An 18,263-nucleotide genomic window follows, 5' to 3' on the forward strand; every position below is an offset into this window, starting at 1 on the left:
CAAGCTGTGAAAACCGATACCCTGTTTTATACTCTCTTCCAAGAATTTCCCAGGATTTTCTTCGAGTTAATTGGACGTTTACCGGAAGATAGCGATCGCTATGACTTCACCTCAGTAGAAGTCAAACAACTGGCGTTTCGCTTAGATGGTTTATTTCTACCTAAACCCACTCAGCAAAACCAACCGTTTTATCTGGTTGAGGTGCAGTTCCAGCCAGACGATAATTTCTACTATCGCCTGTTTGCCGAACTGTTCCTCTACCTGAGACAATATCAACCGCCTCATCCTTGGCGCATTGTCACCATTTATCCATCCCGCAGTGTGGAACGCGCACAGGACTTGCAGTTTGAGGAAATTTTATCCTTAAATCGCGTAACGCGCATTTATCTCGATGAATTGGGAGAGGCGGCGGAAAACTCTCTCGGCGTAGGTGTTGTTAAGCTAGTGATTGAGGCTGAGGCAACGGCGGGAACGCTAGCCAGACGATTAATTGCTCAAGCTAGACGGCAGCTTGTTGATGAAACCACTCAGCATAACTTAATCGATTTCATCGAAACTATCATTATTTATAAACTCCCCCAAAAGTCCCGCGAGGAGATTGAGGAAATGTTAGGACTCAACGAGTTAAAGCAAACGAAAGTCTATCAAGAGGCTTTTAGCGAAGGAAAACAAGAGGGTAAGGAGGAAGGCAGACAGGAAGGCAGACAGGAAGGGAAGCAGGAAGGCAGACAGGAAGCCAAACTCAGTTTAATTCCCCGGCTGGTGTCTCTTGGGATGGAAGTAGAAGCGATCGCGCAATTGCTAGAACTCCCCTTAGAAACCGTGCAAGCCGTAATTCAAGCAACCGACAGCCCTTAGAAAAAGCGCCATTTCTGACCCAGGAGAGCTATCTTAGGAGTTGTCCTGAGTTGGTTGAATGCGAGTATGGCATCTACCCCGGAAAACTCCGCACTCTCGTCGGGTTTAGCTGCCCTGAAACAAAAAGATTATCAAAGTGCGATCGCGCATTTAGAAGAAGTTTGTCAGTTAGAACTCGATCTCAGCCGGGTTGAACGCGCTCAAATTGGCTTAGTTACCGCCTATGCTCAAGTAGGAGATCGGGAAAAAGCGATCGCGATCGCCCAAACGCTTACCCACAGCAGAAATCCGCGTTCGGCAAATTGGGCTAACAAAACATTAGAAAAACTCTCTCAAGCTGCAACCCCGCAAAAGACAGCCGATGTCACGGGTTTTGTGCCGATGGCGTCTCCCCCAGCCAAACCCTCTTTTTCTTTAAAACGCCAGCCAAAAACAGAAAGTGCGGCCCTAACTGCGGAACATCTCTCAACCCAACAGTCTGAAACTGAAACGCGCCTTCAACTCGACAGCAACCCCCCGCCTAGTTCAGAGCCTCCCTTAACCCGCAAACCCTCTGAGCTTTCCCAACAAAACCGTCAGTGGCATCAAGCCGGACGCGCTCAACGCTGGGGGAATTTACCTCAAAACATTAGTCTAGTCGGCTCGCCGCAACTGTTGTGGGGGCTACAAATTGCCACAGCGATCGCTCTATTCTGGTGGATGCGCTTTACCTTCCGCTATGGGGGACCGAAAATTAACGATTTGCTGTTGCGCCTTCCCCTCGTCAACCCCCTCGGCTTCCTTTACCAAGATCCAACTCAACTCTTTCTGGCGATCTTAGTCATCCTGGCAGTTGGACTCCCTTGGATCGTAACCGGGTTGCTAAAATTCTTCTATGAATCGCAACCCCTCCCCCTAGAAACGCTTAGTGCCTATAGCCCAGATGCCGTTCGCACCCTTCAGCGTTATTGCCGTCAGCGTCGGTTAGCCTTACCGCAACTGCAACTTTTACCGAACCCAGCCCCCCTCATTTTTACCTACGGTCATTTACCCAAAACGGCTTGTATTGTCGTCAGCCAGGGACTTTTAGAACAGTTGGGCGAAGAGGAAATTGCGGCAATTTATGCTACACAACTGGGGCAAATTGTCCATTGGGATTTTGCGGTGATGTCTTGGGGCGTATTGCTTTTACAAATCCCCTATTTACTCTATCTTCAAGCCTCGATCTGGAGCGAAAAAACTAGCGATCGCTTTGAGCATCCTTTCTTGATTAACCTCATTCAAGGCTTAGGCGCAACAATCGCTAGCTTGATGTATGGCATTTATTGGATACTTCAGTTCCCGTTACTGTGGCTATCGCGCTGGCGCTTATTCTATAGCGATGCGGAAGCCGTTGCGATTACAGGTCATCCCAATGCCCTCATTCGAGCTTTACTCAAAATTGCGATGGGAGTCGCCGATACAGTTGCTGAGGACAACTCCGCCCGCCCAAAAAGGGACAAATCTACTCGCTGGCTGTTAGAAAGCTTCAACTTTCTGCTGCCGGTTGGTTACAAACAAGCCTTATTATTTTCCGCCCAAACGAGCGATCGCACCTTTGAAGAACTACTCGCCTGGGATTTACGCAACCCCTACCGTCGCTGGCTGGTTGCCCTCAAGGGACATCCCCTTTTAGGCGATCGCCTATCCCGCCTCACCCATTATGCGCGCTTTTGGCGTCTCGAACCCGAACTCGATTTACCCTCCCCCCCTCGTCCATTTCGCTGGACTCAAACCAACCTTCAGCAATGGGCAACAACCACCACTCAACAACTATTGCACAATGCCCAAGCTTGGCCGTTACTCCCTAGCGCGATCGCTTACGGCTGTTTAGGCGGGTTAGCATTGCGGGGTTTTCTGTGGGTTGTTGGCAAAATTAGCTATGAATTGTACATCTGGCAATTGGTTTGGCTCTCTCAAGACAAACTAGGTTACTTATTTGCCGCCTGCTGGTTAATTTGCTTTGGCGTTTACTTATTAGTGCGAATTAACAGCTATTTTCCAGAAGTTACAGCAACCAACGCCAAAACTGAACGAGACGTGCTGAAACTGCAACTTTCTGAGCGCAGCTTACCTCCCCAGAGTACCCCCATCCGCCTAGTCGGCAAACTAACCGGCCAGCGCGGGATCGGCAATGCATTGGCTCAAGATTTGACAATCCAAAGCCCTGCTGGACCGATTAAACTTCATCATTACCCGCTTTTGGGCCCCCTTGCCTATTTCGGGTCGGGCTTCCCTCAACCGGGCGCTTGGATCGGGCAAACCGTTACTGTGACGGGATGGCTGAGACGCGGGGCAACCCCCTGGATTGATGTGGAACAAATTCGCACGCGCAATAATCGCACAGCGCGGAACTATCAGCCGATTTGGTTAACTTTAATGGCGTTTGCGGTGGTGGCTTGGGCTGCTTATTTAATTTGGACAACCCCGGCTACTTGATAAATGTAAAGAAAAGTTGCGCGATCGCGTCCATTCGTGTAACATTATTTAATGTTAACCCATGAACTCAGACAGGCCCTAGGATGCTACTTCAGTTGCAGGTGCAGCTAATCTGTCTTGAAGTCATGTTTTCTTCCTCCCAACACAGCAAGCTTAACCAGCCGCAATTGTCGGCTGGTTTTTGTTACAGTTACAGAAGACGGGGTTGACTAGATTGCAGGTTTGAGCAAAAAAGATTGTTTGTTTCAAATCAACTAAAAGAGTGAAATTTGTCGTACTAACGAGCTAGGTGCTTAAGGGCGTGATACCTTATAGAATGGCACAAGTTCTGGCAAGGTTATTCCAGAAAAAAATGCTTGGCTTAAAGCCTCCAGTGATGACCCAAAAATTACGCAGTGACTTAATCTCGCCAATTTCTCTCCTCCGGACAACAAAGGAGAGACGAGGGATATTGGATCGGCAAAATGCTAAGGTCAGCTGGACTGTCAAGGTTTACGAAAAGGTGCAAAGGTTGGTTAGTTCTAGGGGAGTTTCTCGTTGCAAGAGGGCATCCCAGTTGACCCCGTGGCCGAGCAGTGGATTGTGCAAGTTGATTTAATTCTCAGTCTGGAGGTTTCAGTTCATGTCTATTCGCCTATATGTTGGTAATTTACCCAAAGAAATAGACCGTCAAGAGCTAGCTGCTGTGTTTGCTGATGCTGGCGATTCGATCTCAACGAAAGTCATTACCGATCGCAAGACCGGAAAATGTCGGGGATTCGGTTTTGTCACCGTCAAGACCGACGAACAAGCCGATGAAATTATTGAGAAGTACAACGGCTATGTCTTTAAAGACAATGCCCTCAAAATTGAGAAAGCATTGCCCCGTGCTAAAGGCAAATCAGACGAAGAAGCACCCGTGGCGAGCAGTGCTGGCAGCAGCGCCACCGCAAGCAGCAGCGGGCGTCGTAAAAACAACAATAACAAGTCTCGCCGTTCTCCCAGTACCAGTACCGAATCGAGCAACAGCGTTCAGCCCGATCCGCGTTGGGCCCAAGAACTGGAAAAGCTCAAGGAAATGCTGGCCGCTCAAGCGACCAATTCCTAAGTTCATTTGGGTATTGTTTTCTCTAATGGGGATGGGTGTAAGGAGCGATAGTTATCGAAACGCTCCTGCACCTATCCTCAATTTGGGGGGACGTTCCAGCCAGTGAACTTAACTGGCGGAGGAACTCGGCTTTTTATCAATCAGCCGTTCGAGTACCTCTTGGAGGGTGGCTGCCTCAAAAGGCTTTGTCAAATATTCTGTTGCGCCTGCTAATCGACCTTGGACTTTATCAAAGGCGCTGTCTCTAGCTGTGAGCATAATAATGGGTAGATGCTGAAACTGAGGAAGGCTGCGAACCGTTCGACACAGTTCTAAGCCATCAACCCCCGGCATGGTGACATCGAGTAAAACTGCGGATATGGGTTCGTGGTAGATCAGGGATAGAGCATCCACCGCGTTACTCGTCACCAAAACGCGATAGGCATTTTCTAAAGAGCGTTTGATTGACTGTTGAACGATCGCACTGTCGTCAACCGCAAGAATTGTTTTAAAATTGTTTGCACCGGAAACCATCTTTCTCTCCGCCAACCAAGAATAGTTCTGAAATGTGGCTCTTCATATCTAGCTTTTTACCCATTCTCCTGTCTGAAAAAAAGGGCCGACAAGAGAGCGCAACGCAGTCTTCGATCGTTGCCAGAGCGATTTTGCACCACTACAATGACCTCTAGACATTCTCAGAATGCCCAAAATTAGGATAAACTCACAGATCCTTCATAGTTATTCACGGTCAACGTATTTATTTTAGTTTTCTGATTCATCAACAAACGAGCGTTGAGCTAATTCATTATTCTTAATGCAAGTCATTAAATTTTAACACGCTAAGATAGCGAGCCGTATGTTAATTTGGGCACTTTAGACTAGAGGAAATCGCTTCAATCCAATTGGGTTAATCCCGAAAAAGAGAGTGCTGTTGAGTTAGAAAGACCATGAACGGTGGGATCGAAAAGCAACAGGTTCATGACCAATGTGTGACCAGGGGGAGCGATCGCAATGACTATTTTGTTGCCCAGTAATGAGATTCAAAGGCTCAAGATTTTGGCTCAGTATCAAATTTTAGACACCCCTCCAGACACCCGCTTTGACGATCTTGCCTTTTTGGCCGCCCAAGTTTGTCAAGCCCCCATCGCCTTAATTGGCTTTGTCGATCGAGATCGGTTGTGGGTTAAAGCGAAAGTCGGCAACATTAGCAACGAACTCGACCGCCAACTCCTCCCTTGGGATGAAATTGTAGCGCAGCAAGGGGTTTGGACAAGCCAGGGACATCCCCCTTTAAAGATGGCTGTGAATGGCACATCTCAAACCTTACCCTTGTATGCTGCCGTACCCATTTTTACCTCAGATGGGTATGCGCTGGGCTTAATGGGGGTGATGGACGATCGCGATCGCCCCCTCAGCCCCAGCCAACAGCAAGCCCTCCAAGCCCTCAGCCGTCAAGTCACCGCATTGCTAGACAGCCATCGAGACACCCTACCCGCATCCGATCGCAATGGTCAGTTCTCCTCAGAAGAGGCAATCGCTTACCCCTCTAACCTGAAAATTGTCAAAATCCTAGAAAGTATCACCGACGCCTTCTTTACCCTCGATCGTCAGTGGCGGTTCACCTACCTCAACTCTCGCGCCGAGCAAATTCTGCTGAGAAACCGCAAGCAACTCCAAAACACCCATTTGTGGGAAGAATTCCCAGAATTAGCAAACTCGACCTTCAGAGGCGAATTTGAGCGAGCGATGTCGCGTCAAGTCACCGTTCACTTTGAAGAATTTTACTCGCTTCTCAGCATCTGGTTAGAAGTAAAAGCCTATCCCTACCAAGAAGGATTATCTGTTTACTTTCGCGATGTCACCACCCGCAAACAAGCTGAGGCCGAACTCTTAGAGCGATCGTACCTTTCCACCCTAGCAACTGAAGTGGGTACCATCTTGGTTCAGGGCGGAAACGCTTCCCGATATTTTAGAGCGGTGTGCAAATGCGATTGTCCAAGAATTAGATATTGCTGGCGCGAAAATTTGGCTGTTTGCAACCGATTCGCAAATGCTGGAATTACAAGCAGTGGCGGGTCAACTGTCCTATAGCGAAGCTTTCCCCGTGCGAATTGCGATCGGGATTTCAATTATTGGCTTTATTGCTCACAATCGCCAGCCTTACCATACGAATAACCTCCTCAAAGATGCCTGGTTCGGGGCCTCAACTTGGGCCGAAGAAGAACAACTTAGCGCTTTTGCGGGATATCCGTTAATTGTTGAAGACCGACTGATTGGCGTTATGGCGGTTTTTAGCAAGCGGGCATTTAGCGTTGAACTGGATAATACGTTAAGTTGGGTGGCGAATGCGATCGCCGTTGCGGTGGATCGATCTTGGGCGCGCGAAGCCTTGATGTCTCGCCGCGAAAGCCTACTGTTTCAGCTGGCTAACCAAATTCGCAAGTCTTTAGACCTCAACACAATCTTAACGACGGCGGTTAGCGAAATTCGTAACTTACTCAATATCGATCGCTGTCAGTTTATGTGGTGCTGGCCGCATCAAGCCTATTTATCAATTACGCACGAATCCGCAGCATCAGACATTGCCAGCGGCTTAGGTGATTTTTCTCCCACAGATACAACCATTTTAATGGAGAAGATCCAAAACCTGGAAACGCTTCGGATTGAAGAAACTCATGACTCGACAAGCGAACTTGCAGAGGATACTGACTTGGGGATATTGCAGGCGTCGCTGTTTCATCAAGGAATTTCTTCTCAACTGTTGGTTCCCCTAGAAACGCGCACCGGACAACTCGGAGCTATTATATGCAGTCATTGTAGCGGGCCGCGCCCTTGGAGCAATTCTGAGGTGGAGTTACTTCAAGCCGTGACCGATCAATTGGCGATCGCGATCGATCAAGCCGAACTTTATGCTCAAACCCATGCGGCAGCTTTTGCAGCCAAAACCCAAGCCGAACAATTAAGCGAAGCCTTAGAAACTCTCAAGTCAACCCAGGCTCAACTGATTCAACATGAAAAAATGTCGAGTTTGGGTCAAATGATTGCTGGAATTGCCCATGAAATTAATAATCCAGTGAATTTTATTACTGGAAATCTGACGCACGCTAGTAACTATATTGAAGATTTGATGGATTTATTAAAACTCTATCAAGACTCTTATCCTAATGCCGATCGAACTATTCAAGATAAGACTCAGGATATTGATTTAGAGTTTCTTGAAGAAGATTTACCTAGCCTCTTAGAATCGATGCAGGTGGGGGCGGAACGGATTCGTCAAATTGTGTTGTCTTTGCGAAACTTTTCGCGTTTGGATGAATCGGAAATGAAACCTGTCAATATTCATGAGGGGATAGACAACACCCTAATGATTCTGCAACATCGCCTCAAGCCCAAGACAGCCAATCAAGCCATTCAGGTGATTAAAGAGTACGGCAACCTGCCACAAATTGAGTGTTACCCCGGTCAGCTCAATCAGGTTTTCATGAATATTTTAAGTAATGCGATTGATGCGTTAGAAGCTTCTTCAGAATTATCGGCAGTTGTCCCTATAACTTCTTATTCTTCAAGTTTGCCTTTAATGCCAACTATTTGGATTCAGACTAAATATATTAACGACCAATGGATTGCAATTCATGTCATTGATAACGGACAAGGGATGTCTGAAGAAGTGCGATCGCGCCTGTTCGATCCCTTTTTTACAACCAAGCCAGTCGGCAAAGGTACGGGTTTAGGTCTATCGATTAGCTATCAAATTGTTGTCGAAAAACATAAAGGCAAACTGCAATGTTTCTCTGAAGTGGGTAAAGGAGCCGAATTTATAATCGCGATTCCCATTGCTCCAACCGAACCCCTGACTTGAGGTTAGGACTATTCCTAGAAGTAGAGAAAAAGGGCGAGGGCATCTCCTCAAATTTCCGCCTAAAGGGAAATAGGAGAGTTAAGCAAAAGTTGTTATTAGGTTAAATATTGAATTCTGCAATTGTCCGAGAATTCAGTCCTCATTAACCTGATTCGATTCCAAAGTAGATTCTCCAATGTTTCTAAAACATTGAGCAGTTGAAGACATTTTGCGAATCGTACAACTGAGTATGACTAAAATGCCGACAGTTCAGACCCGAAAGCAAGCCCAAAGACCCCCGGAAAGTATTTGGACGCGATTTGAGAGCAAACCCTCGCCCAAAACCCAAGTGAAACCCAAACGTCAGTTTCGCTGGGTCGTCGATGCCGTCTGGCCCCTAGCCTCGCTCGCAGTCGCCGCGATCGCCATCCTCCTACCCGGTTCCCTTCCCACCCAAGCCCGCTTATCGCTCTTTGCCTTTGCCCTCGCCGTCATCCTCTGGTCAACCACCCGCCTCAACGCCGCCTACATCGCCCTGATTGCCATGCTCCTGCTGGTGTTGAGTGGAGGAAGTCCGCAAGAACAACTATTTGACGCCCTTGCCTCCGACATTATTTGGCTGATGATCGGCGCATTTATTTTAGGGGGTGCCGTCCAGAAAACCGGACTCGCCAGTCGCCTCACGCAACTGGTTGTCGCGCGGGCCCACAACGTCAGCAGCGTTTTTTGGCTCGTCACCACCCTGCTGATCCTGCTAGCCTTCGTTATCCCCTCAACCTCCGGTCGAGCCGCCGTCGTCATTCCCATCTTTCGCAGTATCGCCAAGGCTGCGGGCGATCGCCGCATCACCCGCGCCCTCGCCTTGCTGATGCCCACCATTATCCTCGTTTCCACCATCAGCGCCCTAGTTGGGGCCGGATCGCACCTGATCGCCCTAGATTTGCTGCAACAAATTAGCAGCGAGTCCATCTCCTTCCTGCAATGGTCAATTTATGGCCTACCCTTTGGTATCGTTGCCAGTTACCTCTCGTGTTGGATCGTCATGCGCCTATTTTTAGACCGCAAGCGCCGCCAGCGACCCATCCGAGTCCCCCAACAGGCTGCCAACCGACCCCTTTCCCAAGCAGAATGGACAACCTTGGGCATCATTACAGGCACGATCGCCCTTTGGCTGACCGCCGACTGGCACGGACTCGAAATCGCCACGGTTACTGTTGTTGCAGCCGCCTTGCTCACCGCCCCAGGCATCGGCGTTCTCAGTTGGAAAGACGGTCTCAAAGCCGTTTCTTGGAATTTAATTATCTTCGTTGGCGCAGCCCTCGTCCTCGGCCATGCCCTCATTGACTCCGGTGCAGCCCAATGGATTATCGACCGCTTATTTGGCGCAACCGGCATTGCTCAAGCCAGTTCGCCCGCCATTCTTTTACTGATTCTCAGCTTTATCTCCTTAACCTCGCATATCTACATGACCTCGCATACAGCGCGGGCGGCGGCTTTAGTGCCCGCCTTGCTGTACCTAGGGAGTAGTTTGCAACTCAACCCCGTGGCGGTGTTATTTATCAGCACCGTGGGGATGGACTATTGTTTGACGTTCCCGGTGAGTTCCAAAGCGCTGCTGATGTTCCAGGAACTAGAAGGCGAAACCTATCAGCCTTCAGACCTGTTGTATTTAAGCGCAGTGCTGCTGCTCGTGCATTTAGTGCTAATGGTGGCTTTCTATTACGGCTACTGGCGTTGGATTGGTTTAGCGCTCTAGGAGACAACAACATGAATTTACGACAAAAACTGTTAACCACCTTTGGGGGTCTGGCTTTATTGGCCCTAACCACTGCCGGGATGACCGTTTGGGCGATCGCGCAATGGCAAAGCAGCAACGCCCAACTTGAGGCCCATTACGAACGCAGCTTACTGTTGCAACGGATTCAAGCTAGCGTTTTCCGCGCCTTTAAGGAAGTTCCCGATGCCGTCAGCGGTGGCGATCTCGATGCGGCTGAAGAATTTGACGCCTTTTTGGGCCCCATCGAAACCGACTTTGAACGCTGGGCAGCTTTAGCCGATACTGCCGAGGAAGAACAACAAGTGCAAGAAGTGCGCCTAGCTTACCAACGATTAGTCGCAAGCGCCCAACAGGTATTTGCCCTAGTGGATGCCGGACAGCGGCGAGAGGCCTTTGTGCTGCTAGAAGGCGAATTAGAAGATGAAGATTTTGAGTCGTTTCAGACCTTAACCGAACAAGCGATCGCCTCCGATCGCGACTACCGTTCCTCCGTTCACCGTCAAGTCCAGCGCACCTTAGATACCACCCGCATTGTTTTAGCGATCGCCGCCTTTGGCACCACCTCTTTAATTCTGCTGCTGTTTGCTTATCTAGCCTCCGACTTATTTTCCCCTTTGCGAGAAGTCAAACAAGCCTTAGAAGATGTCACAACTGGGGACTTTCAGCGCCAACTCGATGAAGAAAGGGCCGACGAAATTGGCGATATTCACCGCGCCTTCAATCAGATGATGGCAGCACTGCAACTGAGGGAGCAAATGGCAGGCTTAGGAGCCATTCCCGCCCATTCAGAACCCGTCTGGCAAGAACGCCCCTCCAGAGTCACCTTGCATCGGCTGGTGTCGCAGTTGCGATCGCGCGTGACCCAATTAAATAGCGAAGTCAATGGTAACGGTGCAACTGCTGTTATCCCCAAGCAAGAACTGATTCAGCAACTCGATCGCCTGCTGCAAGCTGTCACCAGAGTTACTGAATTTGGCTTTCCTTTAGACCTCAACCTGGCACGCACCGATATTCGCACGCTCATTTATGAAGTCTTGCTGCGCTTCCATGACGAACTCGCCCAACGAGCCATTAGTTTAGAACTAGATATTGGCCCAGAAGTAAAATTTGCCACAGTCGATCGCCTGAAATTGCGAGAAGCCATTGGGGAACTCGTCCGCAACGCCTTAGCCGCCTTACCAGAAATTGGGGGGCGCGTAGGAGTCCGTGCCAACCTCAGCACCGAAGGCACCGAACTGCTGATTGAAGTGGCGGATAATGGTCGGGGTGCAGAATTACCGTTAGTTTCATTAGAATCTGAAGACCGTCCTGGAGTGGGACTGCAACTCACGAGAGCGATCGTTGAACAGCATGGCGGCCATTTGGTGATTGACAGTCAGCCGGGAGTCGGAACCTACGTGCAAATGCAACTCCCCCTCAGAGATTGAGAGGCGGGAAATCGGGTAAAGGATAGTTAACGAACCCAACACAACCCTGGCTGCTGTTGGGTTTCGTCTCTCAACCTAACGACATTCAGGGCGGGAAATCTATCTTACTCTAGAGCTTGCTGTCTTTCCCCAGAGGTAAGGCATTTCAAAACTAGGCACTGACAATAGAGGTTATCTTCCCAAACCGTTTCTTAAGTTTTAGATAAACTTCTTATGACCTTAAACATTTTAATTGCACCCTCTGGATTCAAAGAAAGCTTAGAAGCTGACGAAGTTGCTGATTGTATTGAAGCTGGAATTCTCCGAGTTTTGCCTAGCGCTCGCATTCAGAAAGCCCCCTTAGTGGATGGTGGGGAAGGCTTTACTAGAGGCTTAGTGAATGCCACTGGAGGAACCTTGCATTCCGCGATCGTTACTGGTCCTGTCGGTCAATCTGTTGCTGCACATTTTGGCTTTTTGGGAGGAGATGGTCCCAGAACGGCTGTCTTAGAAATGGCGGCGGCGGCGGGGTTGCGTCTAGTCCCCCGCGAGGCTCGCAATCCCCTGTTAACAACCACCTATGGGGTAGGAGAGTTAATTAAAGCGGCTCTAGACGCAGGTGCAGAACGCATTTTAGTAGGTTGCGGCGACTCTGGAACCAATGACGGCGGCGCGGGGATGGCGCAAGCTTTGGGCGTTCGCTTGCTGAATGCGGAGGGCGAAGAGATTGGACGCGGCGGCGGCGAATTGATTCATTTAGACCGGATCGATATGAGTCAGCGCGATCCGCGCCTTGCAGAGGTACAAATTGATGTGGCTTGCAACTGGCATAATTTACTGTGCGGGCCAAAGGGGGTAGCGAGGGTGTTTGGCCCGCAAAAAGGCGCATCCCCAGAAACGGTAGAACAGATGGCCGCCGCGCTGGATCGCTACGCCGAGATTATTCAACGCGATTTAGATTTAGACGTGCGGGAAGCACCAGGAAGCGGCGCATCGGGAGGGTTAGGAACGGGGCTATCTGCTTTAGTGGGGGCAACTCTACACCCCCGCTATGACATTGTGATGCAGTATTTAGATTTAGAAACTCTATTGCAAGAATCGGATTTAGCGATTACAGCAGAGGGGAGTATTGATTTTCAAACGCCACGGGGAAAAATTCCGGCGGAAGTGGGGCGACGGGCTAAAAAATATGGGATTCCGGTGGTGGCGATCGCTGGAACCATTGGGGAAGATGCCCAAGTTAATTTTGATTGCGGGATTGATTCGTTTGAAAGTATCTTAGATGGCCCTTGCAGTTTAGAGGAGGCGATCGCCAATGCCTGCGAACTGGTGACTAATGCCGCAGAACGATTGACACGCCTGTTGTTGGTTGGTCAACGCCTGAGTGCCTAGCGTCTAGCCCCCTCATCCTAGGGTGAGGGGGCTAAAAATATTGAGGTTTAATTGAGGATCGCCCGCTTCGGAGTTTTCAGGCAAAAGTTGAAAAATCAGCAGACTGTATTGGTGTTGAACCTGCTGTAGCAACCTAAAATTAAAATAGGGATTGTTCGTTGAACAGGAAAACTACTTGCAAGTCATTTCCGTTGCGATGGGAAAAGTCAAAGCAAGTTAAACTATAAAGTCCAAGGCTTTCTTTACAAACGCGCTTTCATCTGTTAGAACTCATAACGGCTTTCCCTCTCCGTTGTTTGCACTGAATCCATGCCTCCTAGAAAACTATCCGAGTCTGAAAAAAACGAGATCCTAAGTCTTTACCGAGAAACACCGGAAACGACTTCCACCCTGGCGACGCGCTATGGCGTGAGCAATTCGACGATTAGTCGGTTGCTCAAAAGTCGCTTACCGGCGGCAGAATACGAGATATTGGTACAGCAAAAACGGGCAGCGGCGGGTAAGGGTCAACCTCCGCAACTTTTTGATCTTGAGGCAATGAAGACTCAGCCATCGGACGCAGTTGCAGAAGATGACGATCCAGAAGAAGAGGTGGCGGCGGCTATCAATTTGCCCACCCGTTACGCACCTGCACGCCAAGAATCTGAAATTTTGGAATCTCCCCTAGCAGACGAAACGTATCAAGGTCAAGCCAGCGCCCTTAAGGAATTATTAGGGGAAGATTTACTCTTAGATCGCGAAGCCGACTTAGAAGAGGACGATGAGGAGGATGAAGACTTTGATGATGACGATGATGAGGATTATCTAGACGACGAGGATGACGAGGAAGAGGAATATTTTCCACCAAAGCCAATTTTGGCACGGTCTAAGAATCGCAAAAGTACGGCCCCTCCGATTGAAGTGTTGCCGTTAGCAGAGGCGAATATCCCGAAAATTTGTTATTTGGTGATCGATCGCGCCGCTGAGTTAATTACCCGTCCGTTGCGCGATTTCGGCGATTTGGGCGATATTCCCGATGTGGAGGAGTTGGAAAGAACTTTACCGATTTTTGATAATCATCGGGTGGCGCGGCGGTTCTCGAAGCGATCGCAACGGGTGATTAAGGTTCCCGACGGCCGAATGTTTCACAAGGTTGGCGAGTATTTGCAAGCTAAAGGGATTACCCGCTTGCTGATTGACGGTCAGGTTTATTCTCTCTAAGTTTGTGCCAAAAGAACCCGGACAAGCGGGTTCTTTTGATTAGAAATCAAACTCATCATCCTCGTCAGCCGCACTGACAGAAGCCGAAGATCGACGAGAAGCCGAGGGTAAACCCCAAAGGGGGATGAGGATCGCGCCGGCAATTAAGCCGATACTGGCACTAAAAGCTAAGACTAAGCCAAACGGGAGTTGAATAGACTCGAAGACCAGAAAGCGCAGGGAAACGGGGGCCGCATTTTGTACGGAGACAAGGGCGATCGCGCTGACCCAAAGGGCGAAAATAATCGAAATCAGAAATAGCGGGAACGTATTCATAACTTAGGTTAGGCGGCGACAGGGGAAACAGCTTGAATCAGCGTTTCTAAGAAGGCGGCGATTTGTGCTTGTTTCTCTAAAGAGTCAGTTTCGAGGTAAACGCGCATCAGGGGTTCTGTTCCGGAAGGACGCAGGAGAACCCAACCGCCATCTTCAAGATAGAGCTTTAAACCATCTTTGTGGCTGACCTGTTTGACGCCAATTCCGGCGATCGCATTTGGGGGATTTTGCTGATAGGTGGCGATAACCGCCGCTTTGTGGGCGTCTTCTAGATGCAAATCGATGCGATGATTGTAGCGAGGCCCGCCGGTTTGGGCGATCGCTTCTTCAACCAGTTGCGATAGCGGTTTCCCCTCAGAGGCGATCGCTTCCACAACCAGAAGATTGGCTAAAATCCCATCCTTTTCCGGGATATGCCCGATAATACTTAAGCCTCCCGACTCTTCCCCGCCAATTAAGACATCTGTTTGGCGCATCTTCTCGCCAATATACTTAAAGCCAACGGGGGTTTCAAAACACTCTAAGCCGTAACGATCGGCTAGATTGTCCAATAAATGCGTTGTCGCGACCGTGCGGACAATTGCACCAGTTTTGCCCTTATTTTGAATTAAGTGGCGTGCAAGCAGCAATAAGACCGTGTTGGGGGTCAAAACATTACCCTGTTCGTCCACAATCCCGAAGCGATCGCTATCGCCATCGGTGGCTAACCCCACATCAGCACCACTGGCTTTCACCGCCGTCATTAGCGCTCCCAGTTGGTCGGGAGTCGGTTCTGGCATCCCCCCCCCAAACAGCACGTCGCGATGGGTGTGGAACGATTCTAGCTGGCAACCGCACTCTTCTAACAGCGCATCCAGATAACCGCGCGAGGTGGCGTATAGCGCATCGTATCTGACCTTGAGTTTAGCCGCGCGAATCGTGTCGAGATCGACTAACGTCCGCAAAAAGTCGAGGTAGGCGGGTTTGGGGTCAAACTTAGAAATAAGCTGGCTGGGAACTTGGCGGGGAGAGTCGTCTGTGGCGTTCTCTAAATTGGCGACAATTGCATCGGTAATTTCTGGCGTTGCCGGGCCAGCGTAATCGGGGATATATTTAATCCCACAATAGCGGGCCGGGTTGTGACTGGCGGTGAACATTAAGGCCCCCGCCGAGTTTAGCAGTTTGGCATTGTAGGCGATCGCAGGTGTGGGACAATCGCGATCGGCGATCTTTACCGTCCATCCTAACTCGGCTAAGATTTCCGCCGCCGCCCGCGCAAACTTATCGGCGAGAAATCGGGTATCGTAACCGATGAGGACGGGTCGATCTTGAGAATAGGCAGATTTGAGATAAAGCGCGATCGCTCTCGTGACTTTTCGGACATTGGGAAAGGTAAAATCATCTGCGATAATTCCTCGCCAACCATCCGTGCCAAACTTGATCTCTACCATAGCGGGCTAATACCAACGATTCCTCACTAATATACACGTTCCCTTTGCTAGGGACGGACGATGATGCTCTGAATTTTTGCATCTTCCTTGTATTGGGAGGTTTCGTTATATTCGTCTTGAGATTCGGGGTAAATTCCGGCTAAGTCGCCTCGGTTAGCGTTCCCCAAGCCAAACAGCAGTTTTTGGGGTTGGTTGGCAAAGCGCGCCGCTTCGCGTCCTTCACTAGAATAGTTATAAGACAAAGTAGGTTGACCGTAGACAGCCTCAGCGGTTTGGATGGGGGTTTGCGGGCCAACTCCATCAACTGTACGATATTGAGGATTTTCGGTATAAATTAGCTCAATTGGGTCGCTATCTTGCAAAGTCGTTCCTGCGGGATAGAGGATATAGTATTGCGCTTCGCCATTTTGCCGAACTGCGATCGCATCGAAGTCTACAATATAGGGCGACTCTACCCGAAATTCTGCGTTACTCCCCAAAGCCTGTTTAAGTTCTCCAAGACTCATTCCAATCCTAGCTTCACCAATGCCTGTATCAGAGATGAGTTTAGAGGGGTCATTTTCAGATTGAGGGATTACAGGGGTTGAAGCAGCAGTAGGATAAACCGTAGGGTTCGGGGAAACGGCGGGAGTCGGTGTATTCTGATTGCAACCTACGAGTAAAATCAGCAAACCACAGAGGAAGAAAGGGGATTTCATTAGTAAATAGTCGCGAAAATAACAAGTCTTAGTCTCAGGCTACACAACTTCGGGTTGCGATTTCGCGGGGAAGACTCATTCTCCTCTTTTGGGAGGAGCCAATTGGGCGAGTTCTGAGGTGTAAAATTAGTGCGATCGCCTTTTCCAACCTTTGAGAAACAACCATGCAAACGCTGAAACTTCCCAATGGTGATGCAATTCCTGTCTTGGGTATGGGAACTTGGCAGATGGGGGAAAGTGGGAAAAATCGGCAAAGCGAGGTGAAGGCTTTGCAGTATGGCCTCGACTTGGGTTTATCGTTAATTGATACAGCAGAAATGTACGGGGAGGGGGGTGCAGAGGAAGTCATTGCTGAAGCGATCGCATCTCGTCGTTCTGAAGTGTTCCTAGTCAGCAAAGTCTATCCCCATAATGCCTCAAAACAGGGCGCGATCGCAGCTTGCGAGCGGAGTCTGCAACGGTTAAAAACAGACTATCTCGATCTTTACCTCTTGCACTGGCGAGGTTCTATTCCCCTTTCGGAAACCTTAGAAGCCTTTGCAACCTTACAACAGGCGGGTAAAATTCGCAGCTATGGCGTCAGTAATTTTGACCTTCAGGATATGCAAGCCGCCATTGGGTTAGAGAATGGATCGCAAATTGCCACCAACCAAGTCCTCTACAACCTAACGCGCCGGGGGATAGAGTGGGATTTGCTTCCCTGGTGTCGCCAGCACAGCATCCCAGTGATGGCTTATTCTCCCATTGAACAAGGCCGGATGCTGAATCATCGTACCCTCAATCAACTGGCAGAGGCGAGAGGGGTAAGTGCGGCACAAATTGCGATCGCCTGGTTGCTTCACCAAGATAACGTAATTGTTATCCCCAAAGCCAGCCGCATCGACCATGTAGAGCAAAATTATAACGCCCTAACTCTGCAATTAAGCCCTGAAGAATTAGCAACCCTCGACAGCGCCTTTCCTCCCCCCACTCAACCCACCCCCCTAGAAATGCTCTAGGATTAAGACCTGAGAAACCCGGTTTCTAGCACTGGTGCAATATTATGAGGTAATTGAATGATGGCAAAACCAGAAAAACCCCTCACCGGAGAAGCGCTAGTTAAAGAAGTCTGTCGGCGAATTCGGATAGCACGCAGCTACTGGGATGCTCATAATAACGCCGCCTGTCGCGGAGAAAGGGAACGCGCCTTAGCGCTTTACAATACCTTAACGAAAGAACAAAAAGACAAAATTCCCCAACAGTTGCGGGTGTGGCTGCGCTATCGCAGCGAGAAATACTTCGGCGCACACCGCACCCCACCCAAGTCTAAACGGAAGGCGAAGTAGCCCTCTTCTGTCACTCTCCGATATCAAAAAGTAACAAAACAGTCAAATTATCCATCAGGAAAACCCGGTGTAAATTGGTTCATAATCTGAATTAAGTTGTGAAACCCTCTCAATAAATCAGGATTTGCAAAAATATTTAACCAAGGAGAAAGCAGCCATAAGGCAATCGTCGGTTGAATAATCAAACGCCAATTATTCAAAACGCTTTTCCAGCTCTTCCCCGACTGCCAGTGTTGATGACTAGAAAAACTCTGATTCGTCTCAATCTTTTCACTCTCCCCTAGCTCGCGAGAATTTAAGGACAAAAAAGGTAGAGAACTTAAACTAATCATTAGATAAACACAAAAAATAATTTCCCACCACTTTTCAATGTCTCGGAAATTCGTAAAGCGATAATCAGTCCAACCGAGTTCTTGTTTACATTGCCGGAATCCATATTCTATCCAAGTTCTTAATCCATAAAGATTGCCGATTTTCTTTTTGATTTGACCTTGAAGATTT

At 49.1% G+C, this 18,263-nt stretch carries 15 protein-coding genes and 1 pseudogene; 11 read left to right on the forward strand and 5 right to left on the reverse strand.

Annotated elements, in window-relative coordinates:
* Positions 1-6 precede the first annotated feature (6 nt).
* From QQ055_RS02970 to QQ055_RS02980, 3 genes are all read left to right on the forward strand, one after another.
* Positions 7-858 (forward strand): Rpn family recombination-promoting nuclease/putative transposase, encoded by an 852-nt coding sequence (locus tag QQ055_RS02970; RefSeq protein ID WP_284476268.1) that lies wholly within the window; start codon positions 7-9, stop codon positions 856-858.
* Between the two features lie 66 nt (positions 859-924).
* Positions 925-3,315 carry a M48 family metalloprotease gene (locus QQ055_RS02975; RefSeq protein WP_284476269.1) on the forward strand — a complete coding sequence of 797 codons (2,391 nt, stop codon included), beginning with the start codon at positions 925-927 and terminating at the stop codon, positions 3,313-3,315.
* Between the two features lie 622 nt (positions 3,316-3,937).
* Positions 3,938-4,402, forward strand: coding sequence for an RNA recognition motif domain-containing protein (locus tag QQ055_RS02980; RefSeq protein WP_069967505.1), 465 nt, complete (start codon positions 3,938-3,940; stop codon positions 4,400-4,402).
* Between the two features lie 108 nt (positions 4,403-4,510).
* On the opposite strand, the gene QQ055_RS02985 is transcribed toward QQ055_RS02980, so the two are convergent.
* Positions 4,511-4,915 (reverse strand): response regulator, encoded by a 405-nt coding sequence (locus QQ055_RS02985; protein ID WP_069967506.1) that lies wholly within the window; start codon positions 4,913-4,915, stop codon positions 4,511-4,513.
* 477 nt (positions 4,916-5,392) lie between these two features.
* Between QQ055_RS02985 and QQ055_RS02990 the strand changes: the two genes are divergently transcribed.
* From QQ055_RS02990 to QQ055_RS03015, 6 genes are all read left to right on the forward strand, one after another.
* Complete coding sequence (locus QQ055_RS02990; RefSeq protein WP_286004209.1) at positions 5,393-6,472, forward strand: PAS domain-containing protein; 1,080 nt, start codon at positions 5,393-5,395, stop codon at positions 6,470-6,472.
* Complete coding sequence (locus QQ055_RS02995; RefSeq protein ID WP_286004211.1) at positions 6,390-8,240, forward strand: GAF domain-containing protein; 1,851 nt, start codon at positions 6,390-6,392, stop codon at positions 8,238-8,240. The genes QQ055_RS02990 and QQ055_RS02995 overlap by 83 nt, the downstream gene beginning before the upstream one ends.
* 229 nt (positions 8,241-8,469) lie before the next feature.
* Positions 8,470-9,975, forward strand: a complete 1,506-nt coding sequence (locus QQ055_RS03000) for an SLC13 family permease (protein ID WP_349775311.1) — start codon at positions 8,470-8,472, stop codon at positions 9,973-9,975.
* Positions 9,976-9,986: 11 nt separating this feature from the next.
* Positions 9,987-11,423 carry an ATP-binding protein gene (locus QQ055_RS03005; protein ID WP_284476272.1) on the forward strand — a complete coding sequence of 479 codons (1,437 nt, stop codon included), beginning with the start codon at positions 9,987-9,989 and terminating at the stop codon, positions 11,421-11,423.
* Between the two features lie 213 nt (positions 11,424-11,636).
* Positions 11,637-12,794, forward strand: a complete 1,158-nt coding sequence (locus tag QQ055_RS03010) for a glycerate kinase family protein (RefSeq protein WP_284476273.1) — start codon at positions 11,637-11,639, stop codon at positions 12,792-12,794.
* 309 nt (positions 12,795-13,103) lie between these two features.
* A complete protein-coding gene (locus tag QQ055_RS03015) occupies positions 13,104-13,994 on the forward strand; it encodes a transposase (RefSeq protein ID WP_284476274.1) in 891 nt (296 codons plus the stop codon).
* A 39-nt stretch (positions 13,995-14,033) separates the two neighbouring features.
* Here QQ055_RS03015 and QQ055_RS03020 read toward each other — a convergent pair whose 3' ends face one another.
* The 3 genes from QQ055_RS03020 to QQ055_RS03030 are packed head-to-tail and all read right to left on the reverse strand — an operon-like array spanning position 14,034 to position 16,437.
* Positions 14,034-14,309 carry a LapA family protein gene (locus tag QQ055_RS03020; protein WP_284476275.1) on the reverse strand — a complete coding sequence of 92 codons (276 nt, stop codon included), beginning with the start codon at positions 14,307-14,309 and terminating at the stop codon, positions 14,034-14,036.
* A gap of 8 nt (positions 14,310-14,317) precedes the next feature.
* Positions 14,318-15,739, reverse strand: coding sequence for a phosphoglucomutase/phosphomannomutase family protein (locus QQ055_RS03025; RefSeq protein ID WP_286004210.1), 1,422 nt, complete (start codon positions 15,737-15,739; stop codon positions 14,318-14,320).
* A 47-nt stretch (positions 15,740-15,786) separates the two neighbouring features.
* Complete coding sequence (locus tag QQ055_RS03030) at positions 15,787-16,437, reverse strand: hypothetical protein (RefSeq protein WP_284476276.1); 651 nt, start codon at positions 16,435-16,437, stop codon at positions 15,787-15,789.
* A gap of 164 nt (positions 16,438-16,601) precedes the next feature.
* Between QQ055_RS03030 and QQ055_RS03035 the strand changes: the two genes are divergently transcribed.
* Together QQ055_RS03035 and QQ055_RS03040 are read left to right on the forward strand one after the other, a co-directional pair.
* A complete protein-coding gene (locus QQ055_RS03035) occupies positions 16,602-17,435 on the forward strand; it encodes an aldo/keto reductase (RefSeq protein ID WP_284476277.1) in 834 nt (277 codons plus the stop codon).
* A gap of 60 nt (positions 17,436-17,495) precedes the next feature.
* Complete coding sequence (locus QQ055_RS03040) at positions 17,496-17,762, forward strand: Precorrin-3B methylase (RefSeq protein ID WP_349775312.1); 267 nt, start codon at positions 17,496-17,498, stop codon at positions 17,760-17,762.
* Positions 17,763-17,809: 47 nt separating this feature from the next.
* On the opposite strand, the pseudogene QQ055_RS03045 reads toward QQ055_RS03040, so the two are convergent.
* Positions 17,810-18,263 (reverse strand): annotated as a pseudogene (locus tag QQ055_RS03045) (IS701 family transposase); the annotation flags it as partial.

Source organism: Geitlerinema calcuttense NRMC-F 0142 (assembly GCF_030285425.1).

Bases quoted from the DNA above. Each gene is read 5' to 3' on its own strand.
- QQ055_RS03000 (WP_349775311.1), top strand. From the start codon at position 8,470: ATGACTAAAATGCCGACAGTTCAGACCCGAAAGCAAGCCCAAAGACCC.
- QQ055_RS02990 (WP_286004209.1), top strand. From the start codon at position 5,393: ATGACTATTTTGTTGCCCAGTAATGAGATTCAAAGGCTCAAGATTTTG.
- QQ055_RS03020 (WP_284476275.1), bottom strand. From the start codon at position 14,309: ATGAATACGTTCCCGCTATTTCTGATTTCGATTATTTTCGCCCTTTGG.
- QQ055_RS03030 (WP_284476276.1), bottom strand. From the start codon at position 16,437: ATGAAATCCCCTTTCTTCCTCTGTGGTTTGCTGATTTTACTCGTAGGT.
- QQ055_RS02975 (WP_284476269.1), top strand. From the start codon at position 925: ATGGCATCTACCCCGGAAAACTCCGCACTCTCGTCGGGTTTAGCTGCC.
- QQ055_RS03040 (WP_349775312.1), top strand. From the start codon at position 17,496: ATGGCAAAACCAGAAAAACCCCTCACCGGAGAAGCGCTAGTTAAAGAA.
- QQ055_RS03035 (WP_284476277.1), top strand. From the start codon at position 16,602: ATGCAAACGCTGAAACTTCCCAATGGTGATGCAATTCCTGTCTTGGGT.
- QQ055_RS02985 (WP_069967506.1), bottom strand. From the start codon at position 4,915: ATGGTTTCCGGTGCAAACAATTTTAAAACAATTCTTGCGGTTGACGAC.
- QQ055_RS03025 (WP_286004210.1), bottom strand. From the start codon at position 15,739: ATGGTAGAGATCAAGTTTGGCACGGATGGTTGGCGAGGAATTATCGCA.
- QQ055_RS03015 (WP_284476274.1), top strand. From the start codon at position 13,104: ATGCCTCCTAGAAAACTATCCGAGTCTGAAAAAAACGAGATCCTAAGT.
- QQ055_RS03010 (WP_284476273.1), top strand. From the start codon at position 11,637: ATGACCTTAAACATTTTAATTGCACCCTCTGGATTCAAAGAAAGCTTA.
- QQ055_RS03005 (WP_284476272.1), top strand. From the start codon at position 9,987: ATGAATTTACGACAAAAACTGTTAACCACCTTTGGGGGTCTGGCTTTA.
- QQ055_RS02980 (WP_069967505.1), top strand. From the start codon at position 3,938: ATGTCTATTCGCCTATATGTTGGTAATTTACCCAAAGAAATAGACCGT.